The sequence below is a fragment of the Variovorax sp. Soil_C_12 genome (assembly GCF_057657375.1).
Genome location: NZ_JBDGIO010000012.1, coordinates 106,646 through 124,563, shown reverse-complemented (window position 1 = coordinate 124,563; position 17,918 = coordinate 106,646). Strand labels below are relative to the sequence as shown.

At 68.9% G+C, this 17,918-nt stretch carries 19 protein-coding genes; 12 read left to right on the top strand and 7 right to left on the bottom strand.

Going from position 1 to position 17,918, the window contains the following annotated elements:
* Nucleotides 1-9: 9 nt before the first annotated feature.
* Genes AC3A6X_RS26785 through AC3A6X_RS26760 form a run of 6 tightly spaced genes read left to right on the top strand, consistent with a single transcriptional unit; the run spans nt 10 to nt 7,172 of the window.
* Nucleotides 10-1,518, top strand: coding sequence for a sugar ABC transporter ATP-binding protein (locus tag AC3A6X_RS26785; protein WP_487845009.1), 1,509 nt, complete (start codon nt 10-12; stop codon nt 1,516-1,518).
* A 56-nt stretch (nt 1,519-1,574) separates the two neighbouring features.
* Entirely contained in the window at nt 1,575-2,627 is a 1,053-nt protein-coding gene (locus tag AC3A6X_RS26780) for an ABC transporter permease (RefSeq protein ID WP_487845008.1), read from the top strand.
* Nucleotides 2,624-3,652, top strand: a complete 1,029-nt coding sequence (gene yjfF, locus AC3A6X_RS26775; protein WP_487845007.1) for a galactofuranose ABC transporter, permease protein YjfF — start codon at nt 2,624-2,626, stop codon at nt 3,650-3,652. The genes AC3A6X_RS26780 and yjfF overlap by 4 nt, the downstream gene beginning before the upstream one ends.
* A 43-nt stretch (nt 3,653-3,695) precedes the next feature.
* Nucleotides 3,696-5,447 (top strand): IlvD/Edd family dehydratase, encoded by a 1,752-nt coding sequence (locus AC3A6X_RS26770; RefSeq protein ID WP_487845006.1) that lies wholly within the window; start codon nt 3,696-3,698, stop codon nt 5,445-5,447.
* A 25-nt stretch (nt 5,448-5,472) separates the two neighbouring features.
* Complete coding sequence (locus tag AC3A6X_RS26765) at nt 5,473-6,399, top strand: dihydrodipicolinate synthase family protein (protein ID WP_487845005.1); 927 nt, start codon at nt 5,473-5,475, stop codon at nt 6,397-6,399.
* 44 nt (nt 6,400-6,443) lie between these two features.
* Nucleotides 6,444-7,172 carry a glutathione S-transferase gene (locus AC3A6X_RS26760; RefSeq protein WP_487845004.1) on the top strand — a complete coding sequence of 243 codons (729 nt, stop codon included), beginning with the start codon at nt 6,444-6,446 and terminating at the stop codon, nt 7,170-7,172.
* A 134-nt stretch (nt 7,173-7,306) separates the two neighbouring features.
* On the opposite strand, the gene AC3A6X_RS26755 is transcribed toward AC3A6X_RS26760, so the two are convergent.
* The 3 genes from AC3A6X_RS26755 to rsmI all read right to left on the bottom strand — a co-directional run bounded on the left by AC3A6X_RS26755 (nt 7,307) and on the right by rsmI (nt 9,220).
* Nucleotides 7,307-7,792, bottom strand: coding sequence for an energy transducer TonB (locus AC3A6X_RS26755; protein WP_487845003.1), 486 nt, complete (start codon nt 7,790-7,792; stop codon nt 7,307-7,309).
* Between the two features lie 57 nt (nt 7,793-7,849).
* Complete coding sequence (locus AC3A6X_RS26750; protein ID WP_487845002.1) at nt 7,850-8,041, bottom strand: hypothetical protein; 192 nt, start codon at nt 8,039-8,041, stop codon at nt 7,850-7,852.
* 246 nt (nt 8,042-8,287) lie between these two features.
* Nucleotides 8,288-9,220 carry a 16S rRNA (cytidine(1402)-2'-O)-methyltransferase gene (gene rsmI / locus AC3A6X_RS26745; protein ID WP_487845001.1) on the bottom strand — a complete coding sequence of 311 codons (933 nt, stop codon included), beginning with the start codon at nt 9,218-9,220 and terminating at the stop codon, nt 8,288-8,290.
* A 2-nt stretch (nt 9,221-9,222) separates the two neighbouring features.
* On the opposite strand from rsmI, the gene AC3A6X_RS26740 reads away from it, so the two are divergent.
* The 3 genes from AC3A6X_RS26740 (at nt 9,223) to AC3A6X_RS26730 (ending at nt 11,065) form a co-directional block, all read left to right on the top strand.
* Entirely contained in the window at nt 9,223-9,609 is a 387-nt protein-coding gene (locus AC3A6X_RS26740) for a YraN family protein (protein WP_487845000.1), read from the top strand.
* Between the two features lie 83 nt (nt 9,610-9,692).
* Nucleotides 9,693-10,322: an SIS domain-containing protein gene (locus AC3A6X_RS26735; RefSeq protein WP_487844999.1), complete on the top strand. Its 630-nt coding sequence runs from the start codon at nt 9,693-9,695 to the stop codon at nt 10,320-10,322.
* On the top strand, nt 10,319-11,065 hold the full coding sequence (locus AC3A6X_RS26730) for a BON domain-containing protein (protein ID WP_487844998.1): 747 nt from the start codon (nt 10,319-10,321) through the stop codon (nt 11,063-11,065). The genes AC3A6X_RS26735 and AC3A6X_RS26730 overlap by 4 nt, the downstream gene beginning before the upstream one ends.
* 102 nt (nt 11,066-11,167) lie before the next feature.
* Here AC3A6X_RS26730 and AC3A6X_RS26725 read toward each other — a convergent pair whose 3' ends face one another.
* The 3 genes from AC3A6X_RS26725 to AC3A6X_RS26715 are packed head-to-tail and all read right to left on the bottom strand — an operon-like array spanning nt 11,168 to nt 14,342.
* Nucleotides 11,168-12,088 (bottom strand): NAD(P)-dependent oxidoreductase, encoded by a 921-nt coding sequence (locus AC3A6X_RS26725; protein WP_487844997.1) that lies wholly within the window; start codon nt 12,086-12,088, stop codon nt 11,168-11,170.
* Between the two features lie 45 nt (nt 12,089-12,133).
* A complete protein-coding gene (locus AC3A6X_RS26720) occupies nt 12,134-13,270 on the bottom strand; it encodes a PilT/PilU family type 4a pilus ATPase (protein WP_487844996.1) in 1,137 nt (378 codons plus the stop codon).
* Between the two features lie 28 nt (nt 13,271-13,298).
* A complete protein-coding gene (locus AC3A6X_RS26715) occupies nt 13,299-14,342 on the bottom strand; it encodes a type IV pilus twitching motility protein PilT (protein ID WP_487844995.1) in 1,044 nt (347 codons plus the stop codon).
* Between the two features lie 38 nt (nt 14,343-14,380).
* Between AC3A6X_RS26715 and AC3A6X_RS26710 the strand changes: the two genes are divergently transcribed.
* Nucleotides 14,381-15,070: a YggS family pyridoxal phosphate-dependent enzyme gene (locus AC3A6X_RS26710; protein ID WP_487844994.1), complete on the top strand. Its 690-nt coding sequence runs from the start codon at nt 14,381-14,383 to the stop codon at nt 15,068-15,070.
* A gap of 55 nt (nt 15,071-15,125) precedes the next feature.
* Here AC3A6X_RS26710 and AC3A6X_RS26705 read toward each other — a convergent pair whose 3' ends face one another.
* Nucleotides 15,126-15,821 (bottom strand): hypothetical protein, encoded by a 696-nt coding sequence (locus AC3A6X_RS26705; protein ID WP_487844993.1) that lies wholly within the window; start codon nt 15,819-15,821, stop codon nt 15,126-15,128.
* Between the two features lie 184 nt (nt 15,822-16,005).
* Between AC3A6X_RS26705 and AC3A6X_RS26700 the strand changes: the two genes are divergently transcribed.
* Both AC3A6X_RS26700 and AC3A6X_RS26695 read left to right on the top strand, forming a co-directional pair.
* Entirely contained in the window at nt 16,006-17,277 is a 1,272-nt protein-coding gene (locus AC3A6X_RS26700) for a Glu/Leu/Phe/Val family dehydrogenase (RefSeq protein ID WP_487845074.1), read from the top strand.
* The gene (locus AC3A6X_RS26695) at nt 17,274-17,894 is read left to right on the top strand and encodes a nucleoside/nucleotide kinase family protein (protein WP_487844992.1); all 621 of its coding nucleotides are present in this window, start codon (nt 17,274-17,276) and stop codon (nt 17,892-17,894) included. The genes AC3A6X_RS26700 and AC3A6X_RS26695 overlap by 4 nt, the downstream gene beginning before the upstream one ends.
* Nucleotides 17,895-17,918 lie beyond the last annotated feature (24 nt).

Below are 17,918 nucleotides of genomic sequence, written 5' to 3'. Positions count from 1 at the left end.
GCCCTGGCCATGCAGCCTGTCCTGGAGCTCGAGGGGATTCGCAAGCAGTTCGCCGGCGTCGACGCGCTGCGCGATGTGCAGCTGCGGCTGTACCCGGGCGAGATCCATGCGCTCATGGGCCAGAACGGCGCGGGCAAGTCCACGCTGATCAAGGTGCTGACCGGCGCGCTGCCCTCCGGCGGCGGCACGATGCGGCTGGACGGCGAGGCGATCCATCCGGCCTCGCCGCTGGAGGCGCAGAAGCTGGGCATCAGCACGGTCTACCAGGAGGTCAACCTCTGCCCCAACCTCTCGGTGGCCGAGAACGTGTTCGCCGGCCGCTATCCGCGGCGCGGCGCGGCCGAGGGCTTCCGCATCGACTGGTCGGCGGTACATCGGCGTGCGCGCGAGCTGCTGGCGCGCATCGGGCTGGACATCGATGTGGCGCGCCTGCTGTCGAGCTATCCGGTCGCGGTGCAGCAGATGGTCGCGATCGCGCGAGCGCTGGGCGTGTCCTCGAAGGTGCTGATCCTCGACGAGCCGACCTCCAGCCTGGACGAGGACGAGGTCCGCAAGCTCTTCGAGGTGCTGCACCGGCTGCGCGACGAGGGCCTGGCGATCGTCTTCGTCACCCACTTCCTGAACCAGGTGTATGCGGTGTCGGACCGCATCACCGTGCTGCGCAACGGCGCGTGGGTCGGCGAATGGCGGGCGAGCGAACTGGGCCCGCAGGCGCTGATCGCCGCGATGCTCGGGCGCGAGCTGGCGGCGCAGTCGGCACGGCCGGCGGCCCTGCCGGCCGTGGCCATCGACACGCCCGCGCTGCTGGAGGTGCAGGGGCTGGGCCAGACCGGCCAGTTGCAGCCGGTGGACTTGCGCGTGCGCGCCGGTGAGATCGTGGGCCTGGCCGGCCTGCTGGGCGCCGGGCGCACGGAGCTGGCGCGGCTGCTCTTCGGGCTGGAGGCGCCGGACCGCGGGCAGCTGCGCATCGACGGCGAGCTGGTGCGCTTCGCGAGCCCCGCCGATGCGATCCGCCACGGCCTCGCGCTGTGCCCGGAGGAGCGCAAGACCGACGGCATCGTGGCCGAGCTGTCGCTGCGCGAGAACATCGCGCTCGCGCTGCAGGCGCGGCTGGGTGCGCGCCGCTTCCTGTCGCGCGCCGAGCAGGTCGCGCTGGCCGAGCGCTACGTGGCCGCGCTGGACATCAAGGCGGCGAGCGTGGAGACGCCGATCGGCCTGCTCTCCGGCGGCAACCAGCAGAAGGCCATCATCGCGCGCTGGCTCGCCACCGAGCCGCGGCTCCTGATCCTCGACGAGCCGACGCGCGGCATCGACGTCGCGGCCAAGCAGGAAATCATGACGCAGATCCTGCGCCTGGCGAAGGCCGGCATGGCGGTGCTCTTCATCTCGTCGGAGATGAGTGAGGTGGTGCGCGTGGCGCATCGCATCGTGGTGCTGCGGGACCGCGCCAAGGTGGGCGAGCTGCCCGCCGGCAGCAGCGAAGACGAAGTCTGCGAACTGATTGCGGCCACACCATGAGCCGCCGGGCCGCTCCCAAGGCGAATAGCACCGCAACCGAAGGCGAAGATACTCCAGTGAGCACCACTCCCTCTTCCAACTTCTTTGCGACGGCCTTTCGCCATCGGCTCGCGTGGCCGCTGCTCACGCTGGTGCTGCTGCTCGCGCTCAACGCGGCCTTCAACCCGGGCTTCCTGCACCTCGAATGGCGCGAGGGGCACCTCTACGGCAGCCTGATCGACATCCTCAACCGCGCGGCGCCGCTGGTGCTAGTGTCGCTGGGCATGACGCTGGTGATCGCCACCCGAGGCATCGACATCTCGGTGGGCGCGGTGGTGGCCATCGCCGCGGCGCTCGCGGCCTGGATGATCGGCGGCTCGGTCTCGGGCAACGTCAGCCGCTTCCCGATGCCGGTGGCGATCGCGGCGGCGATCGGCATCGCGCTGGTGTGCGGGCTGTGGAACGGCCTCTTGGTCGCGCGCGTGGGCATGCAGCCCATCATCGCGACGCTGATCCTGATGGTGGCGGGGCGGGGCATCGCGCAGCTCATCACCGGCGGGCAGATCATCACCATCTACTACCAGCCCTTCTTCTTCCTCGGCAGCGGCTACCTGCTGGGCCTGCCCTTCTCGCTTTTCGTGGTGGCGCTGGTCTTTGTCGCGCTCTACCTCGCGATCACGCGCACCGCGCTCGGCCTGTTCATCCAGGCCGTGGGCATCAACCCGACGGCGGCGCGCGTGGCCGGCGTGCAGGCGCGGCGGCTGGTGGTGGGCGCCTATGCCTTCTGCGGCGCCTGCGCGGGCGTCGCCGGGCTTCTGATCAGCTCCAACGTGAAGAGCGCGGACGGCAACAACGCCGGGCAGCTGCTCGAGCTCGACGCGATCCTGGCCGTCACGCTGGGCGGCACCGCGCTCACCGGCGGGCGCTTCAGCCTGGTGGGCAGCGTGATCGGCGCGCTCATCATCCAGACGCTGACCTATGCGATCTACTCGCTGGGCGTGCCGCCCGAGATCAACCTGGTGGTGAAGGCGGTGGTGGTGTTCGCGGTGATGCTGTTGCAGTCGCCGGAGTTCCGCGCCACCCTGGGCCAGTTGGTGCGGCGCCCGGCGCTCGAGGGGGCGGAGCGATGAGCGCGGTAATGGACAAGCGCGAAGCGGCCGCGACCGGCACCACCCCGGGCGCCGCGCACCGCCCGCGCTTCAACCCCAAGTACCTGCCGCTGGCCGCCACCGTCTCGCTCTTCGCGATGATGGCCGCGCTCGGCTCGGTGCTGTACGACGGCTTCTTCTCGGCCCAGGTCTTCCTCAACCTGCTGATCGACAACGCCTTCCTGATCGTCGTGGCGATCGGCATGACCTTCGTGATCCTCTCGGGCGGCATCGACCTGTCGGTGGGCTCGGTGATCGCGCTCACCACCATGGTCTCGGCCTCGCTGGTGGAGAAGCATGGTTGGAATCCTGCAGCGGTCATCCCGCTCGTGCTGCTAATGGGCACGGCCTTCGGCGGGGTGATGGGCGTCCTGATCGAGCGCTTCCGGCTGCAGCCCTTCATCGTCACGCTGGCGGGCATGTTCCTGGCGCGCGGGCTTTGCTATCTCATCAGCATCGACTCGATCAGCATCACCAACGAGTTCTATTCCTCGGTGTCGCAGCTGCGCATTCCGGTGGGCTTCGACGCCTCGCTGTCGATCAGCGCGGTGATCGCGCTCGTCGTGCTGGCCGTCGCGGTCTTCGTCGCGCACTGGACGCCCTTCGGCCGCACCGTCTACGCAATCGGCGGCAGCGAGCATTCGGCCATGCTGATGGGCCTGCCGGTGCGCTCCACGCTGGTGGGCGTGTATGCGCTCTCGGGCTTCTGCTCGGCGCTGGCCGGCGTCATCTTCACCTTCTACATGCTGTCGGGCTACGGCCTGCACGCGATGGGGCTGGAGCTCGACGCGATCGCGGCCGTGGTCATCGGCGGCACGCTGCTGACCGGCGGCGTGGGCTATGTGGCCGGCACGCTCTTCGGCGTGCTCACGCTCGGGATCATCCAGACCCTGATCGCCTTCGACGGCACGCTGAGCTCCTGGTGGACGCGCATCGTGGTGGGCGCCTTGCTCTTCTTCTTCTGCCTGCTGCAGCGCTTCTTCACGGCGCGCGCGCCGCGGCGCTGAGTTCCTCTTCTTTCCATCACCCGTTCCCAAGAAAGCCCGCCTCATGCCGGATGCTCCCAAGAAACTACGTTCTGCCCAATGGTTCGGCCCGGCCGACAAGAACGGCTTCATGTACCGCAGCTGGATGAAGAACCAGGGCATCCCCGACCACGAGTTCGACGGCCGCCCGATCGTGGGCATCTGCAACACCTGGTCGGAGCTCACGCCCTGCAACGCGCATTTCCGCAAGATCGCCGAGCACGTCAAGCGCGGCATCTCCGAGGCGGGCGGCTTCCCGGTGGAGTTCCCCGTGTTCTCCAACGGCGAGTCGAACCTGCGGCCGACCGCGATGCTGACGCGCAACCTCGCCAGCATGGACGTGGAGGAGGCGATCCGCGGCAACCCCATCGATGCCGTGGTGCTGCTCACCGGCTGCGACAAGACCACGCCCGCGCTGCTGATGGGCGCGGCCAGCTGCGACATCCCCGCCATCGTGGTGACCGGCGGGCCCATGCTCAACGGCAAGCTCGAGGGGCGCGACATCGGCTCGGGCACGGCGGTGTGGCAGCTGCACGAATCGCTCAAGGCGGGCGAGATCGGCCTGCACCAGTTCCTCGCGGCCGAGGGCGGCATGTCGCGTTCGGCCGGCACCTGCAACACCATGGGCACGGCTTCGACCATGGCCTGCATGGCCGAGGCGCTGGGCACCTCGCTGCCGCACAACGCCGCGATCCCTGCCGTGGATGCGCGCCGCTACGTGCTGGCGCAGATGTCGGGCGCCCGTGCCGTGGCGATGGCGCGCGAGGGGCTGACGCTGTCGAAGATCCTCACGCGCGAGGCCTTCGAGAACGCGATCCGCGTCAACGCGGCGATCGGCGGCTCGACCAACGCGGTGATCCACCTGAAGGCCATCGCGGGGCGCATCGGCGTGGAGCTGGAGCTGGAGGACTGGACGCGCATCGGCCGCGGCACGCCCACCATCGTCGACCTGATGCCCTCGGGGCGCTTCCTGATGGAGGAGTTCTACTACGCGGGCGGCCTGCCGGCGGTGTTGCGCCGGCTCGGCGAGGCGGGCCTGCTGCCGCATCCCGGCGCGCTCACCGTCAACGGCCACTCGCTCTGGGACAACGTGCGCGAGGCGCCCAGCTACAACGACGAGGTGATCCGCCCGCTCGACCGGCCGCTGATGGACGACGGCAGCATCCGCATTCTGCGCGGCAACCTGTCGCCGCGCGGTGCGGTGCTCAAGCCCTCGGCCGCCACGCCCGAGCTGCTCCAGCATCGCGGGCGCGCTGTGGTGTTCGAGGACTTCGACCACTACAAGCAGCGCATCGGCGACGAGTCGCTGGAGGTCGACGCCAGCTCGGTGCTGGTCATGAAGAACTGCGGCCCACGAGGCTACCCCGGCATGGCCGAGGTCGGCAACATGGGCCTGCCGCCCAAGCTGCTGCGCCAGGGCATCAAGGACATGGTGCGCATCTCCGATGCCCGCATGAGCGGCACCGCCTACGGCACGGTGGTGCTGCACGTGGCGCCCGAGGCGGCAGCCGGAGGTCCGCTCGCGGCGGTGCGCGACGGCGACTGGATCGAGCTGGACTGCGAGGCGGGGCGGCTGCACCTGGACATCAGCGACGAGGAGCTGGCCGCGCGGCTGGCGGTGCTGGCCGCGCCTGCTGAGGCGTCGCCTGCGGCCGCGAAGGCGCGGGGCGGCTACCAACGCCTCTACATCGACCATGTGCTGCAGGCCGACGAAGGCTGCGACTTCGACTTTCTGGTGGGCTGCCGAGGGGCCGAGGTGCCGCGGCACTCCCACTGATTTACGCCTCACCCCTGGAACCTGCATGACCCTCGACAACCCCCGCCACCGCGGCATCTATCCGGTGGCGCCCACCACCTTCACCGAATCGGGCGAGCTCGACCTCGAGAGCCAGAAGCGCTGCATCGACTTCATGATCGATGCCGGCTCCGACGGCATCTGCATCCTGGCCAACTTCTCCGAGCAGTTCCTGCTGTCGGACGAGGAGCGCGAGGTGCTCACGCGCACCGTGCTCGAACATGTGGCGGGCCGCGTGCCGGTGATCGTCACCACCACGCACACCAGCACCCGCGTCTGCGCCCAGCGCAGCCGGCGCGCGCAGGACATGGGCGCCGCGATGGTGATGGTGATGCCGCCCTACCACGGCGCCACCTTCCGCGTCGCCGAGCCGCAGATCCAGGCCTTCTACGCGGGCATCTCGGACGCCATCGACATCCCCATCATGATCCAGGACGCGCCCGCGAGCGGCACGCCCTTGTCGGCGCCTTTCCTCGCGCGCCTCGCGATGGAGATCGAGCACGTGGCCTACTTCAAGATCGAGACCGCCGGCGCCGCCTCGAAGCTGCGCGAGCTGATTCGCCTGGGCGGCCAGTCCATCGAGGGGCCGTGGGACGGCGAGGAGGCGATCACGCTGCTGCCCGACCTCGACGCCGGCGCCACCGGCTCGATGACGGGCGGTGGCTATCCGGACGGCATCCGTCCCATCATCGAGGCGCATCGCAACGGCGATCGCGAGCGGGCGTATGCGCTCTACGAGCGCTGGCTGCCGCTCATCAACTACGAGAACCGGCAGGCCGGCTTCCTGGCCGCGAAGGCGCTGATGAAGGAGGGCGGCGTGATCGCCTGCGAGGCGCCGCGCCAGCCGTGGCCGGCGCTGCATCCGGACACGCGCAAGGGGCTGATCGAGACGGCGCGGCGGCTCGATCCGATGGTGCTGCGCTGGGGGCGTTGACGGGGCATCGTGCCGCGCTAGCATGAGCCCGAAAGGTCTCTGCCATGACTTACCAGCTTCACTACTGGCCCACCATCCAGGGCCGCGGCGAATTCGTGCGGCTCGCGCTCGAAGCGGCCGGCGCCGAGTACGTCGACGTGGCGCGCGAGCCGACGGGCAAGGGCGGCGGGGAGTCCGCGCTGGCGCAACGGCTGAGCGATCCCGGCAATCCGCGCGCTTCCTTCGCGCCGCCCTTCCTGGTCGACGGCGACATCGTGGTCGGCCAGACCGCCGCGATCCTGCTCTACCTGGGCCCGCGCCTGGGCCTGGCCGGCATCGGCGAGCGCGACGGGCTGTGGACGCACCAGCTGCAGCTGACCATTGCCGACGTGGTGGCCGAGGCACACGACACGCACCACCCGATTTCCGTCGGCGACTACTACGAGGACCAGCGCGAGGCCGCGCAGGCGCGCGCCAAGTGCTTTCGCGAGGAGCGCATTCCGAAGTACCTCGACTGGTTCGAGCGCGTGCTGCAGCGCAATCCGGCGGGGGACGTGCATCTGGTGGGCGACAGCTTGACTTACGCCGATCTGTCGCTGTTCCAGCTCGTGGCGGGGCTGCGCTATGCCTTCCCCAAGGCCGCGGCGCGCGCATTGGCGGGCACGCCGGCGGTGGTGAAGCTGCATGCCAACATCGCGCGGCGGCAGCGGGTGCGGGAGTACCTGCAGAGTCCCCGGCGGATTGCGTTCAATGAGGAGGGGATCTTCAGGTGTTATCCGGAGCTGGATGGTTGAGCGGCGTGACGGGTGTGCATTCGGTGGTGGCGCCTGAAGGACTGTTGTTTGCTTCTCGTGCTGTGCGCCATCGTCGGCCCCATCCTGGCAGAGAGGCTGCGGCCGTGATCAGCTTGGGATTGCGAGCAGTGGGCTCACGGTCCGGAAGGGGGCAATGCGTTTTGTGACTGCCAAGGCGGGAAATCGTCCGGCGGGGTCAGCTTGAAAGTAATGGGCTGACGGAGCAGCACCTTGACGGGTGTGCCACGGTAGGTGTGAGGTCGGAATTTCCATTGGCTAATGGCGGTGACTGCCGCGTCTGCCAGGAGTTTGTGTGGCTCGCCGATCACCCTCGTCCGAGCGACGTTGCCGCGCTCATCGACTTCCAACTCGACGATGACTCTTCCTTCAATGCCTGCTCGCCTCGCCTCCCGCGGATACGGGGAGGGCGCTCCGCGCAAGAGTCGAGTTGGCTGGTCTAGTCCAGGCCTGCCTTCCCAAGGCGCGTACTCCCTCGCTAAGGCCGCTGAAGCCTGCTCAAAGCTCAGGCTCTCGGACCCGGCTATCGAATACGTCGGAGGTTTCGTCGCGCAGCCAGCCAGAAGGTTGGCAAGTATGAAGAGGGGCAGAAAGGGTCGCATCGCAGATGATCGGAAGTTGCTTTTTTGAGTGGCACTGAATGTCCGTTGCTCGTGGATTCAGGCATGTTCGCCGCAGGTGATCGTGGTGGTGGCGCTGCCGTTGCTGTAGACGGTGCTGGCCAGGCGGCCCAGGGCGTCATAGTTGTAGCTCACGGAACCGGCGTGGGCTGCGAGCGTGGCGATGCACAGGCAAGCGGCAATGACTGTGCGGCTCAGCATCCGCGCCGGCAGACGGCGATCGGATGGCATCGATGCGTGCGAACTCGATGCATGCGCTGTCAATGCAGCGGGATTTTTCTTTCTCATGGGGCCCCTGGCTTCTTGATGTGGCGCGGACTGTAGTCGAGCCGGGGCGAATCAAATACTCGTTTTTTGTCGCGCAAAGGTTACCCGCTCACCTCGTTCATGCGTGACGCAAGACTCACAGGAGGCTCGCCAAATGTGACTTGCCTTCAGCGCGTGAGTGGCCGCGGAGGCGGAGCCCGAAGACCCGAGTCAGCGCTCGTCTTCCCGCAGCCGCAGCGCGAGCTCATAGAGTGCGTTGCGCGGCCCACCGCTGATCTCCGCGGCGAGCCGTACCGCGCTCTTCAGCGGCAGCTCGGCCAGCAGCAGGCGCAGCACGCGCTCGCCTTCGGCGCTGTCGTCCGGGGCGGCGAGCAGGGGATGCAGCACCAGCGCAAATTCGCCGCGCGTGCGGTCGCGGCTGGCCGCCAGCCAGGCGGGCAGCGCCGCAGCAGTCATCGTGGCGATCTCCTCGAACTGCTTGGTGAGCTCGCGCCCCACCGTCACGCGGCGTTCGCCCAATGCCGCGAGCGCGCGCGCCAGGGCCTCGATGCGATGCGGCGCCTCCAGCAGCAGCACGCTGCGCGGTTCGGCGGCGAGCGCCTGCACGGCGGTATCGCGCTCGCCGGCCTTGGCAGGCAGGAAGCCGGCGAAGACGAAGGCGCTCTCGGCATCGCCGCCCGCAACCAGGCCCGCCGCCGCGATCAGCGTGGTCACGCTGCTGGCGCCGGGCAGCGGCAGCACGCGCAGACCGGCGTCGCGCACGGCGGCAGCGAGGCGCGCGCCGGGGTCGCTGACGCCGGGCGTGCCGGCATCGCTGACATAGGCGATGCGCTCGCCGGCCGCCAGGCGCGCGACCACGCCCTGCGCCGCCTCGGCTTCGTTGTGCTGATGCAGCGCGAGGAGCTGCGCCCCGGGCCGCTCGATGCCGTAGGCGCGCAGCAGGCTCTGCGTGTGGCGCGTGTCCTCGCAGGCCACCGCGTCGACGATCTGCAGCACGTGGAGGGCGCGCAGCGTGATGTCGGCCAGGTTGCCGATCGGCGTGGCGACCACGTAGAGCGCGCCTTCGGGATAATGCTGCGCGCCCGCGGCCTCGCGCGCAGCCTGCAGGGCTGCGGCGAAGGAGGCGGGGACAAGGGAGGTCAAGCGTGTTTCTCCAGAACAAGAAGGTGGCCGGGGTCACCACCAAGCAGCGCGGCGACGCGGCCGAAGCGGCCGCGCTCGCGCATCTGCAGGCGGGCGGCCTGGTGCTGGTCGCGCGCAATTATCGAACCCCGGGCCGCGGGGGCGGCGAGATCGACCTGATCATGCGCGACCCGCGCGACGGCACCCTGGTGTTCGTCGAGGTGCGCCAGCGCGCCAGCGCGAGCCATGGCGGCGCGGCCTCCAGCATCACGGGCGTGAAGCAGCGGCGCATCGTGTTCGCGGCGCGGCACTATCTGAGCCGCCTGCGCACGCTGCCACCCTGCCGCTTCGACGTGGTGCTGGTGGAAGCGCGCATCGAATGGATCCGGGCCGCTTTCGACGCCGATTGACATCTGGGGAACCCCGGCCGCCCGCCGCACTCAACGGGGGCAATAACCTTTTGTTGCGCCACCCGCAGTTATCATCCCGCCCCATGCTCGAGCAACGGATCCAGCAGCACTTCATCGACAGCGCAGACCTCAAGTACCAGGCCGGCCCGCTTCTCAGCAAACCGATCTCGCAGGCCATGCAGGCCCTGCTCGCCTGCGTCACCAGCGGCGGCAAGATCCTGGCGTGCGGCGCGGGCGTCTCGGGCCTGCTGGCGGCGCAGTTCGCCGCGCAGTTCGTCGGCCGCTTCGAACGCGATCGTCCCGGGCTCGGCGCCATCGCGCTGCCGCTCGATCCCATCGACCCCGCCGCCGACACGGCCGAGGTCGGCGACCCCGACCGCTTCGCGCGCCAGGTGCGTGCGCTGGGGCAGGGCGGCGACGTGCTGCTGGCCCTCAGCGCCAGCGGCCAGTCGGCGGCCGTGCTGGCTGCCGTCGAGGCGGCGCACATGCGCGACATGACCGTCGTGGCCCTGCTGGGCAATGCCGCGGGCGGCGGCGCCAGCAGCAGCAATCCCGGTGGCGCCGTGGGGCGGGCCTTGCGCGAAACCGATGTCCAGGTCTGCGTGCCGCACGAGCGCGCGGCACGCATCCACGAAGTCCACCTGCTCGTGCTGCACTGCCTGTGCGACGGCGTGGACGCCCAGTTACTCGGAGAACAGGAAGGTTCCATATGACAACGACATCCCTCCGGCGCTTCGCGCTGGCCCTGGCCGCGGGCACCACCCTGGCCGCCGGCCTCTCAGCCTGCGTGCCGCTGGTGGTCGGCGGCGCCGCGGTGGTCGGCGCGGGCATGGTGGCGACGGACCGCCGCAGCTCGGGCGCGCAGGTCGACGACCAGGGCATCGAGCTGCGCGCGAGCGCGCGGGTGCGCGAGATCGCCAACGACCAGATGTACGTCAGCGTCACCAGCTTCAACCGCCAGGTGCTGCTGACCGGCGCGGTGGGCAACGAGGCCGACCGGCGCCGCGTCGAGGACGTGGTGCGCCGCGTGGACAACGTGCGCTCGGTGGTCAACGAGCTGACGATCGGGCCGCCCAGCACCTTCCAGCAGCGCTCCAGCGACACCTTGATCGTCGGGAAGATCAAGGCCTCGCTGCTCGACGCCAAGGACGTCTTCGCCAACTCCTTCAAGGTCGTCGTGGACCGCGGGACGGTCTACCTGATGGGCCTGGCCACGCGCCGCGAGACCGATCGCGCCACGGACATCGCACGCGGCGTGTCGGGCGTGGAGAAGGTGGTGCGCGTGGTCGAGATCGTCAGCGAGGCGGAGCTGGCCGGCCAGCCGCAGCAGGGTGGCTCCGGCCCTGCGTCGGGCTCGCGCTCGAACGTGCCGCTGCCGCCGATGGAGCCGCTCCCGCCCGCAGGCTCTTCGCAGCCGTCCGGCGGTGCAGGTGCGGTCGCGACGCCGGTTCGATAGGAGATTCCAGCAACACCGCGGAACCGGCTCTGCCGGGCCGCCGGTGTTGCCCCCGGAAGGGGGTGGGCGGACCACACGAAGTGGGGGAGCCTGGGGGAAAGCTTATTTCAGCCGCGTGATCAGGCTCGAGGTGTCCCAGCGTTGCCCACCGGCCTGCTGCACGGCGGCATAGAACTGGTCCACCAGCGCGGTCACCGGCAGCTGCGCGCCGTTGCGCCTGGCCTCGTCGAGCACCAGGCCGAGGTCCTTGCGCATCCAGTCGACGGCAAAGCCGAAGTCGAACTTGCCCTCGACCATGGTCTTGCCGCGGTTGTCCATCTGCCAGCTCTGCGCGGCGCCCTTGCCGATCACGGCGAGCACCTCGTTCATGTCCAGGCCCGCACGCTGGCCGAAGGCGATCGCCTCCGACAGGCCCTGCACCAGGCCGGCGATCGCGATCTGGTTGACCATCTTCGCGAGCTGGCCGGCGCCGCTGTCGCCGAGCCGGGTGACGGCGCGCGCGAAGGCGGCGATCACCGGCTTGGCGCGCTCGAAGGCCGCCGCATCGCCGCCGCACATCACCGTCAGCACGCCGTTCTGCGCGCCCGCCTGGCCGCCGGAGACCGGGGCATCGATGAACTGCAGGCCGCGTTCGAGTGCGGCCTTGGACAGCTCGCGCGCCACGTCGGCCGACGCGGTGGTGTGGTCGACGAAGACCGCGCCTCGGGCCATGCCGGCGAAGGCGCCGTCCTCGCCCAGCACCACCGAGCGCAGGTCGTCGTCGTTGCCGACGCAGCTGAACACGATGTCGGCGCCGGCTGCGGCTTCGCGCGGAGTGGGCGCGTGGCGCAGGCTGCCCTTGGCCTGGGCGCCGAACTCCTGCTGCCAGGCAGCGGACTTTGCGGTCGTGCGGTTGTAGACCGCGACGCTGTGGCCGGCCAGGGCGAGGTGCCCGGCCATGGGGTAGCCCATCACGCCGAGGCCGAGGAAGGCGACCTTGTGCGCCGGGATGGAGTCGTAGGTTTTGGGGTTGAGGCTGCTCATGAGGGCGAGCTTATCGCCCCTCGCCGCCTCGCCGCCTCGCCGCGTTCAGACGATCGCGAAGTGCTCGGTGCCGGCGGACAGGTCCGTGGTGCGTGCGCGCTGGCTGTTGAGCTTGATCTGCAGCCGCAGGTCGTTGGCCGAGTCGGCGTTGCGCAGCGCATCCTCGAAGGAAATCATGTTGGTCTCGAACAGGTCGAACAGCGCCTGGTCGAAGGTCTGCATGCCGAGGTTGCGGCTCTTCTTCATGATCTCCTTGATCTCGCCCACCTCGCCCTTGAAGATCATGTCGCTGATCAGCGGCGTGTTCAGCAGGATCTCCACCGCGGCGACGCGCCCGTGGCCGTCCTCGGTGGGAACGAGGCGCTGTGAGATCAGCGAGCGCAGGTTGAGCGACAGGTCCATCAGCAGCTGGGCCCGGCGCTCCTCGGGGAAGAAGTTGATGATGCGGTCCAGCGCCTGGTTGGCGCTGTTGGCGTGCAGCGTGGCCATGCACAGGTGGCCCGTCTCGGCGAAGGCCACGGCATGCTCCATGGTCTCGCGGTCGCGGATCTCGCCCATCAGGATGACGTCGGGCGCCTGGCGCAGCGTGTTCTTGAGCGCGGCCTCCCAGCTGTCGGTGTCGATGCCCACCTCGCGCTGCGTCACCACGCAGTTCTTGTGCGGGTGCACGAATTCCACCGGGTCTTCCACCGTCACGATGTGGCCGTAGGAGTTCTCGTTGCGCCAGTCGATCATCGCGGCCAGCGTGGTCGACTTGCCCGAGCCGGTGGCGCCCACCAGGATGCACAGGCCGCGCTTGGTCATCGTCACGTCCTTCAGCACCTGCGGCATGCCCAGCCCGTCGATGGTGGGGAGTTGGGCCGGAATGGTCCGCAGCACCATGCCCACCTTGCCCTGCTGCACGAAGGCGTTGACGCGGAAGCGGCCGATGCCGGTGGGCGAGATCGCGAAGTTGCACTCCTTGGTGCGCTCGAACTCGGCGGTCTGCCGGTCGTTCATGATCGAGCGCGTGAGCGCCAGCGTGTGCTGCGCGCCCAGGGCCTGCTGCGACACTTTGGTGACTTTGCCGTCGACCTTGATCGCCGGCGGGAAGTCGGCGGTGATGAACAGGTCGCTGCCGTTGCGGCTCACCATGAGCTTGAGCAGTTCGTTGATGAACTGGCTGGCTTGATCGCGTTCCATGTCGGTACTCCGGTGCGGGCAGGCTCGTTCAGCCTGGGAAATTTTCGGGGATCTTCGCCTTGCCGCGTGCCTCGGCGGCCGAAATGACATTGCGCCGCACGAGGTCCGTCAGGCACTGGTCCAGCGTCTGCATGCCCTGGCCGCTGCCGGTCTGGATCGACGAGTACATCTGTGCCACCTTGCCCTCGCGGATCAGGTTGCGGATGGCCGAGGTGCCCAGCATGATCTCGTGCGCCGCGACCCGGCCCTGGCCGTCCTTGGTCTTGCACAGGGTCTGCGAGATCACCGCCTGCAGCGACTCGGACAGCATGGCGCGGATCATTTCCTTCTCCTCGCCCGGGAACACGTCGATGATCCGGTCGATGGTCTTGGCGGCCGACGAAGTGTGCAGGGTGCCGAACACCAGGTGGCCGGTCTCGGCCGCGGTCATCGCGAGACGGATGGTTTCCAGGTCGCGCATCTCGCCGACCAGGATCGCGTCCGGGTCCTCCCGCAGCGCCGAGCGCAGCGCGTTGGCGAAGGACAGGGTCATCGGCCCGACCTCGCGCTGGTTGATCAGGCACTTCTTCGACTCGTGCACGAACTCGATCGGGTCTTCCACCGTCAGGATGTGACCGTACTCGGTCTCGTTGAGGAAGTTGATCATCGCGGCCAGCGTGGTGGACTTGCCCGAGCCCGTCGGGCCGGTCACCAGCACCAGGCCGCGGGGCTTGAGCGCGAGGTCGCCGAAAATCTTGGGCGCGTTCAGCTGCTCCAGCGTGAGGATCTTCGAAGGAATGGTCCGGAACACCGCCGCCGCGCCGCGGGCCTGGTTGAAGGCGTTCACGCGGAAGCGGGCGAGGCCGTCGATCTCGAAGGAGAAGTCGACCTCCAGGAACTCTTCGTAGTGCTTGCGGTGCGTGTCGCTCATGATGTCGTACACCATGGCATGCACCGCCTTGTGGTCGAGGGCGTCGACGTTGATGCGCCGCACGTCGCCGTGTACGCGGATCATGGGAGGCAGCCCGGAGGACAGATGCAGGTCCGAGGCCTTGTTCTTCACGCTGAAGGCAAGCAGTTGGGTGATATCCACGAAGTTCCTCGGTGACGTTTTGATACGTTTTGACGATTATGACGATGATTGGTGACAAGCTCCAGCAAGTTCGGGCCCGAATCGTGACGGCATGCACGGCAGCCGGCCGAGACCCGGCGAGCGTGCGCTTGCTTGCGGTGTCCAAGACCTTCCCCGCCGAGGCGGTGCGCGAGGCCCGCGCCGCCGGCCAGATTGCCTTCGGCGAGAACTACGTGCAAGAGGGGGTGGCCAAAATCGAGGCCTTGTCCGACCTGCGCGCCGGGCTCGAATGGCACTGCATCGGCCCTCTGCAGAGCAACAAGACGCGGCCGGTGGCGGCGCATTTCGACTGGGTGCACAGCATCGACCGGCTCAAGATCGCCGAGCGCCTGGCCGAGCAGCGGCCGGCGGAACTGCCGCCGCTGCAGGTCTGCCTGCAAGTCAATGTGGACGCCGGCGCCAACAAGTCCGGTGTGACCGCCGGGGAAACACTGGCCCTGGCGCGGGCTGTTGCGGCCTTGCCACGCTTGCGGCTGCGCGGGCTGATGGCGATCCCCGAGCCGGCGCCGGATTTCGAGGCGCAGCGCGCCCTGTTCCTGCGCGCAGCGGCCGTCTTCGAGGAGATGCGTGGCGCGGGCCTCGAGGTCGACACGCTGTCGCTGGGCATGTCCGCAGATCTCGAAGCGGCCATTGCGGCCGGCAGCACGATGGTGCGCATCGGCACCGCGATCTTCGGCGGGCGCGGGTAGCGGGAAACCGGGGCGCATCTCGCGCCCGGCGGGGCAATCCCGAGTGCCGCACGGCCTACTTGACGAGGGCGTTCCCGAGCACGAACACGAAGGCCGTCACGGGAAGACAAAAGATCAGAAAGAGCAGGCCGGCACCGATGGAGCGCAGCCGCGAGAGCCGGTTCAGTTGCCGGTAGGCGCCCCAGCCGGCAAAAATCCACGTGAGCATCGCGCCGAAGCCGGCGATCTGCACCGGCAGCGACAGCCTGTAGGCTGGACTGGCGATCAATCGCTGGAGGTTTTCATGCAGGAAGGTGGCCAGCTTCCCGGCGTGAGTGGCGTCGTGCATCTCCTTGAGCAGTTCAGGGTCGCCGGCCCTGAGGGTGCCCACCGTGCCCAGGTAAAGACCGGTCGCGAGCAGCAGGAGAATGCCTGCGTAGTAGAAGTGGATGGTCAGAAATTGCTGGAGTCCGCTCCTTGCGCCCGCAATGCGCCAGGCCAGGTAGAGCGCCACGCCGTAGGCCACGACGTACACGAAGGCGAACACCGCATCGGCGCCCAGCTCGAGCAAGGGGTCGCCCCGGCTCAGCGGCATCTTCAAAACCCATCCGATCGCAAAGGAAACGGCGAGGAAGACCAGGGCCTTCTGCATCGCCGAGGCATCGCCCGACAGACGTTCGGCGATGAAGCGCTTGGGACCCGTCAGCAGAGGAAGCAGCGCTTCGAAGTAGGCCGGGACCAATCCTGCGAGTCGTTCAAGAATCTCTTTCATGCGTCGCCCTCTTGGTGGGATCCGAGTCCAAGACAGGTGGCGCATGGGCATCGCGCCGCCGGAAATTGTGCGCGCGCGCCGGCTTGCCGCAAGCGCATAAGACGCAACGCATCGTGCATAGACCATGGCGAAGGGTCACGGGCAGGACTATCGTGCGCGGCATCCCAACAACGCCTGGAGTGCCATGAGCGCCGATCTGTCCTACGTCCAACCGACCCCCAACAGCCCCTGGGGCACCTACCTGTCGCAGGTGGACCGCGTGGTGCCCTACCTGGGCGAGCTGTCTCGCTGGGTCGAGACGCTCAAGCGCCCCAAGCGCGCACTGATCGTCGACGTGCCGATCGAGATGGACGACGGCAGCATCGCCCACTTCGAGGGCTACCGCGTGCAGCACAACATGTCGCGCGGCCCGGGCAAGGGCGGCGTGCGCTTCCATCCCGACGTGACGCTGGAGGAAGTGATGGCCCTGTCGGCCTGGATGACGGTCAAGACCGCCGCGGTCAACCTGCCCTACGGCGGCGCCAAGGGCGGCATCCGCGTCGATCCGAAGAAGCTCTCGCAGCAGGAACTGGAGAAAGTGACGCGCCGCTACACCAGCGAGATCGGCATCATCATCGGCCCGCAGCAGGACATCCCCGCGCCCGACGTCAACACCAACGCCCAGATCATGGCCTGGATGATGGACACCTACTCGATGAACGTCGGCGGCACCGCCACCGGCGTGGTCACGGGCAAGCCGCTGCACCTGGGCGGCTCGCTGGGCCGGGTGAAGGCGACCGGCCGCGGCGTGTTCGTCACCGGCCGCGAGGCGGCGCGCCGCCTGGGCCTGGACCTGCGCGGCGCGCGCGTCGCCGTGCAGGGCTTCGGCAACGTGGGCTCGGTGGCCGCGGAGCTGTTCGCCGAGGCCGGCGCGAAGATCGTCGCGGTGCAGGACCACACCGGCACCATCGTCAACGCCAACGGGCTCGACCTGAAAACCCTGTTGCCGCTGGCGCGCACCGAGGGCGTGGTGGGCTTCAAGGGCGGCGACGTGATCGCCAACGAGTCCTTCTGGGACGTGGCCTGCGATATCCTCATCCCCGCGGCCCTCGAAGGGCAGGTCACCGCGGAACGCGCGCAGAAGACCAAGGCCAGGCTCGTGCTCGAAGGCGCCAACGGCCCGACCGTGCCGGCAGCCGACGACATCCTGGCCGAGCGCGGCGTGCTGGTGGTGCCCGACGTGATCTGCAACGCCGGCGGCGTGACGGTCAGCTACTTCGAGTGGGTGCAGGACTTCTCGTCCTTCTTCTGGGACGAGGACGAGATCAACCAGCGGCTGGACCGCATCATGATGAACGCGCTCAACCAGATCTGGGACACGGCCGACAAGCACCGGATCACGCTGCGCACCGCGACCTTCGCGGTGGCCTGCGAGCGCATCCTGATGGCGCGGCAAGAGCGCGGCCTGTACCCGTGAACCTGGCGCCCGACCTGGCCCATCTCGAGTCGCTGCTGGCCGATCGCCGGCGCAGGCTGCTCGGCCTGGTCGGGGCGCCCGGATCGGGCAAGTCGACGCTCGCACGCGCGCTCGAGCAAGCCCTTCCGGGACGCGCGCAGGTGGTGCCGATGGACGGCTTTCATCTTGCGCAAGTGGAGCTGCAGCGCCTGGGCCGGGCCGAGCGCAAGGGCGCGCCCGACACCTTCGACAGCGCCGGCTACGTGGCGCTGCTGCGGCGGGTACGCGAGCAGCGCGCCGACGAGATCGTCTACGCGCCCGAGTTCCGGCGCGAAATCGAGGAGCCGGTCGCCGGCGCCATTGCCGTGCTGCCGCAGACGCAGCTTGTCATCACCGAGGGCAACTACCTGCTGCTGCAGGAAGATTCATGGGCCGAGGTCGCGCCGCTGCTCGACGAGGTCTGGTTCGTGGAGGTCGACGACGCGCTGCGCGTGGAGCGCCTGGTGCGGCGCCACCAGCAGTTCGGACGCAGCCCCGAGGAAGCGCTTGCCTGGGTCGCGCAGACCGACGAGCCCAACGCACGCCGCATCGCCGCCACGCGCGAGCGGGCGCAGCGTGTGATCCGCATCGGCGCTTGAGGCCGGGAACGTCGGGGGCGCGGC